The sequence below is a fragment of the Actinomadura sp. NPDC000600 genome, from assembly GCF_040492135.1.
Classification (GTDB): domain Bacteria; phylum Actinomycetota; class Actinomycetes; order Streptosporangiales; family Streptosporangiaceae; genus Spirillospora.
Map to the genome: position 1 here is coordinate 1 of NZ_JBEUPD010000084.1, position 5,738 is coordinate 5,738.

Consider the following 5,738-nt stretch of genomic DNA (forward strand, 5'->3'; position numbering starts at 1 on the left):
CCCGAGACAGGCAGACCCCGCCGCGCCGGAGTGTCCTCCTTCGGCATCAGCGGCACCAACGCCCACCTCATCCTCGAACAAGCACCCCCAACCGACCCCGAACCCGAACCCACCCAAGACCACAACACAGACACCACCCCGATCCCATGGATCCTGTCCGGAGCAACGGACACCGCACTACGGGCACAAGCCGCCCGGCTCCATGAGTTCGCCGAAGAGCAACCGGATCTGGCCCCTGCGGACGCTGCGTTCTCGCTCGCGAACACGCGGGCACAGCTCCCCGTCCGCGCGGTGGTGGTCGCGGAGGACCGGCCAAGCGCGCTGACCGGCCTGGCGGCGCTCACTGAGGGCGCTCCGTCGCCCTCGGTGGTGACCGGAACGCCGGGCGACCCGGGACGGACGGTCTTCGTCTATCCCGGCCAGGGCTCGCAGTGGACGGGCATGGGCGTGGAGTTGATGGACGCCTCACCGGTGTTCGCGCGGGCCATCGAACGGTGCGGGCAGGCGCTCGCTCCGCACGTGGACTGGTCCCTGTCCGAGACACTGAGGTCCGGCACCGGCCTGGACCAGGTGGACGTCGTCCAGCCGGCGCTGTTCTCCGTCATGGTCGCCCTGACCGAGCAGTGGCGATCCTTGGGCGTCGCCCCTGATGCGGTGCTCGGCCACTCCCAGGGCGAGATCGTCGCGGCCTGGGCGGCCGGCGCACTCACACTCGACAACGCCGCCATGGTCGTCGCCCTGCGCAGCCGCGCACTCCGCGCTCTCGCCGGCGCCGGCGGGATGGTGTCGGTGCCCCTTCCGGCCGCGCGCGTCCGGGAGCGCATCACGGACTGGCCGGGACGCGTCGACGTCGCGGCGGTCAACGGGCCCGAGGCCACCGTCGTCGCCGGAGAGCCCGGCGCGCTGGAGGAGCTGCTCGCCGCCTGCGCCGCCGACGGCGTGCAGGCACGCCGGATCGCGGTGGACTACGCCTCGCACACGGCCCAGGTGGAGTCGATCCGCGACGACCTGGTCGCCGCCTTGTCGGGCATCGTCCCCCGCTCCTGCGATACCGCCTTCTATTCGACGGTCACCGGCGCCCGGATCGACGGTTCGGAACTGGACGCCTCGTACTGGTACCGCAACCTGCGCCACACTGTCGAGCTCGAACGGTCGACCGCGGCGCTGCACGAGGACGGCCACCGTACCTTCATCGAGGTCAGCCCGCATCCGGTGCTGACCGTCGCGGTACAGCAGACCCTCGACGCGGGCGCGGACCGCTTCCGCGGCGCCCTGGCCCTCGGCACCCTGCGCCGCGACGACGGCGGGCAGGCGCGGTTCCTGACGTCGGCGGCGCAAGCATGGATCCATGGGCGAGCCGTGGACTGGGGGGCGGCGATTCCGGGCGGACGGCCCGTCGACCTGCCGACGTACGCGTTCCAGCGCCGCCGCTACTGGCTGGCGCCCGGCCCCGGCACAGCCGGGGCGCGAGCCGGTGGCCTGGCGCCGGGGGGTCACCCCGTCCTGACCGCGGCGGTCACCGTCGCCGACCAGGACACCGTGCTGCTCACCGGGCGGCTGTCGGCGCGCACCCATCCGTGGACGGCCGAGCACACCGTCACCGGGACGGTGCTGCTCCCCGGCACCGCGTTCCTGGACCTGGCGTTGCACGCCGGGCATTACACCGGCCTGTCCCACGTGCGCGAGCTGACCCTGCACACGCCGCTCGTCCTGGACGACGGCCACGCCGTCCAACTGCAGGTGGCGGTGCAGCCGCCGGACGAGCGGGGCAGCCGCCAGGTCACGGTGCACTCACGTCCGGACACCGACGAGCACGAGCCGCCGTGGACCCGGCACGCGACCGGGGAGTTGACCGAGGCGCCGCAGGCCGCACCCGCCGCGGCCGACCCGGCGGCCTGGCCGCCCGAGGGCTCGGAGCCACTCGCCATCAGCGGCCTGTACGAGCAGTTGGCCGAGCACGGCTACCTGTACGGTCCTACCTTCCAGGGCCTCGCCGGCGCCTGGCGAGGGGCCGGCGGCCAGGTGCACGGCGACATCCGGCTCCCAGAGGACATCGGGGCCGACGGGTACGGCATCCACCCGGCGTTGCTGGACGCCGCACTCCACCCGCTGCTGCTGACGGCGATGGAGGACACCGAGCCCGACGCGCCGGTGCGGCTCCCCTTCGCGTGGACGGGCGTCACGCTCCACGCGACGGGCGCCACCGAGGTCCGCGCCACCCTCACCGTCGACGGCGACCATGCCTCGGTGGTGTTGACCGATCCGGCCGGCGAACCGGTCCTGACCGCCGACGGCCTGGTGTCGCGCCCGCTGTCCACGGACATCGCGGCACCTGGCGCGCCTCATCGCGACTCGCTCTTCCACGTGGACTGGGCACCGATCGCCCTGCCCGAGGACGTGCCGTCAGGTGACTTCTCCATCCTGGGCGCCGGGGACCCGCTCCTGGCCGACGCGCTGCAAGACGCCGGTCACTTCGTGCAGACCGGCGGCGCGCTCATCACGGGGTCCCCAGGAGCACAGAACGTCGTCGTCCTCGCTCCACCCGAGCGGAACACGCCCGCGGAGGCTCGTGCCGCTGCGGCGGAGGCCCTGCACTTCCTCCAGGAGCATCTGACCGCTGATCCCGACGGGACGAGCCACCTCACCGTCGTCACGTGCGGTGCGATCGCGACCGGGCCCGGCGATCCGCTCTCCGGGCCGGCGCACAGCGCCGTCTGGGGTCTGGTGCGGTCCGCGCAGTCCGAGTATCCCGCCCGGTTCACCCTCGTCGACCTGGACGGCGATCCGGCGTCCGGACGCGCGCTCCCGGCGGCCCTCGCCGCGGGCGAACCGCAGATCGCCTTCCGCGCGGGCACGGCGCTCGCGCCGCGGCTGACCCGCACCGCGGGCGACGACACGCTGCTGCCGGAACCCGCGGGCGGCGCATGGCGGCTCGCCGCCGCGGCCACCGGCACACTGGAGGACCTGACGCTGGCCGAGGTTCCCGCGCCCTCCGGCCTGGCACCTGGCGACGTCCAGGTCGACCTGCGCGCCGGCGGCGTCAACTTCCGGGACGTCGTCGTCGCCCTCGGGATGCTCGACGACCCGCGGCCGATCGGCGGAGAGGGAGCGGGCATCGTCACCGCCGTGGGCTCCGCCGTCACCGACCTGGCCCCCGGAGACCGCGTCATGGGCCTGTTCACCGCCGGGACCGGACCCGTCACCACCGCCGACCGGCGGCTGGTCGCGCGGGTGCCCGACGGCTGGACCTTCGCCGAGGCCGCGTCCGTGCCCAGCGTGTTCCTCACCGCCTACTTCGGTCTGGTGGACCTCGCCGGGGCCAGGGCCGGCGAACGGCTGCTGGTGCACGCGGCCGCCGGCGGCGTCGGCTCCGCCGCGCTGCAGCTCGCCCGGCACCTCGGCCTGGAGGTCTACGGGACGGCCGGCCCCGGCAAGCACGCGACGCTGCGTGCCGCGGGCCTGCCCGAAGAACGCATCGCCTCCTCCCGGACCCTGGGATTCGAAGAGAAGTTCCTGGACGCCACCGGAGGCCGCGGCGTCGACATCGTCCTCAACGCGCTCGCACACGAGTTCGTCGACGCCTCTCTGCGGCTGCTGCCGGGAGGCGGGCGGTTCCTGGAGATGGGCAAGACCGATCGTCGCGACCCTGACGAGGTGGCCGCGCTGCACCCGGGCGTGCTGTACCGGGCGTTCGACCTGGAAGAGGCCGGGCCGGACCGCATCCACGAAATCCTCACCGAACTGCTGGCACTCTTCGAGCAGGGCACGCTGCGCCCCCTGCCGCTCGCCGCCTGGGACGTGCGCCGCTCCCCCGAGGCGTTCCGGCACCTGAGCCAGGGCCACAACATCGGAAAGGTCGTGCTGACACTGCCGGCGCCACTCGACCCGGACGGCACCGTCCTGATCACCGGCGGCACCGGCACGCTGGGCGGCCTGGCGGCGCGGCACCTGGCCGCCCGGCACGGGGTCCGGCACCTGCTGCTGGCCGGCCGGCGCGGCCCGGACGCCCCCGGCGCCGCCGAACTGGCCGCCGAGCTGGCGGAGCTGGGCGCCGAACCGGTCATCGCCGCGTGCGACGTCTCCGACGAGGGGGCGCTGCGGGACCTGGTGGCCTCGATTCCCCAGGATCGTCCGCTGACCGCCGTCCTGCACGCCGCCGGGACATTGGACGACGCGACGCTCGCGGCGCAGTCGGCCGAGCGGATCGACGCCGTCTTCGCCGCCAAGGCCGACGCCGCCTGGAATCTGCACCGTCTCACCGCCGGGATGGACCTGGCCGCGTTCGTCCTGTTCTCCTCCGCCGCCGGCACGCTCGGCGGCCTCGGCCAGGCCAACTACGCCGCCGCCAACGCCTACCTGGACGCCCTCGCCCACCGGCGCCGCGCGGACGGCCTGCCCGCCACCAGCCTGGCCTGGGGTTACTGGGCCGAGGAGAGCGGCCTGACCGGGGGCCTCACCGACGGCGACCGGGCCCGCTTCGCCCGCGCGGGGATGATCCCGATCAGTACCGAGGAGGGCCTGGCGCTCCTGGACGCCACGCTCGTCCACCCCTACCCGCACCTGGTGCCCGCCCGGCTCGACCTGGCGGCGCTACGGGAGATGCGTCCGACCCCGCCGCTGCTCAAGCGCCTGCTGCCGGCTTCCCGCCGTGCCGCGGCCACCGCGGCACGCGGGCCCGCGCCGGCCGGCGGGCCGGCCGGGGAACTGGCCTCGCTCGGGCGAGCCGAGCGCCTCGAACGGCTCCTCGTCCTCGTCCGCGCGCACGCCGCCACCGTCCTCGGCCATGACGGCCCCGACGCGATCAGCGCCGCCCGGCCGTTCAACGAGACCGGGTTCGACTCCCTCACCAGCATCGAGCTGCGCAACCGGCTGAACACGGCCACGGGGCTCCAGCTCCCGGCCACGCTGCTGTTCGACCACCCGACCCCGGAGATCCTCGCCGGACACCTGCACACCCTCCTGCTCGGCGAAGCCGAGGAACCGGCACAGGCCAGCGGCGGCACGGCCGCCGCCCCGGCCGACGAGCCGATCGCCATCGTGGCGATGAGCTGCCGCTACCCGGGCGGCGCGCGGACCCCCGAGGCCCTGTGGCGGCTCGTCGCCGACGGCACCGACGCCATCTCCACGTTCCCGCAGGACCGCGGCTGGGACCTGGACCGCCTGTTCGGCACGGCCGACGACGCCGGCACCAGTTACGCCCGCGAGGGCGGCTTCGTCTACGACGCGGGCGACTTCGACCCCGCGCTGTTCAACATGAGCCCGCGCGAGGCCCTGGCGACCGACCCGCAGCAGCGACTGCTGCTGGAGGCGGCATGGGAGGCGTTCGAACGCGCCGGCATCGACCCCGCCTCCCTGCGCGGCACCCAGACCGCGGTGTTCACCGGCGCCTCACCCGGCGAGTACCTCTCCGAGGCCCCCGACGAGCTCGAAGGCTTCTTCACCACCGGCAGCTCAGGCGCCGTCGTGTCCGGGCGGGTCGCCTACACCTTCGGCCTGGAAGGCCCCGCCGTCACCGTCGACACCGCCTGCTCCTCCTCCCTGGTGGCTCTGCACCTCGCCTGCCAGGCGCTGCGGTCGGGCGAATGCTCGCTCGCCCTGGCGGGCGGCGTGGCGGTGATGGCCGCGCCGTCGCCGTTCGTGGTCTTCAGTCGTCAGCGGGGGTTGGCGGTGGATGGGCGGTGTAAGGCGTTCGGGGCGTCGGCGGATGGGACGGGGTGGTCGGAGGGGGTGGGTCTGGT

1 protein-coding gene and 1 pseudogene are annotated in these 5,738 nt (G+C 74.4%); both read left to right on the top strand.

Going from position 1 to position 5,738, the window contains the following annotated elements; all coding sequences use genetic code 11:
• Positions 1–30: 30 nt before the first annotated feature.
• A pseudogene (locus tag ABWI07_RS43655) lies at positions 31–291 on the top strand (ketoacyl-synthetase C-terminal extension domain-containing protein); the annotation flags it as partial.
• The coding region (locus ABWI07_RS43660) for an SDR family NAD(P)-dependent oxidoreductase (RefSeq protein WP_353822154.1) at positions 292–5,738 on the top strand (5,447 nt) is incomplete at its 3' end. It lies immediately after the preceding pseudogene.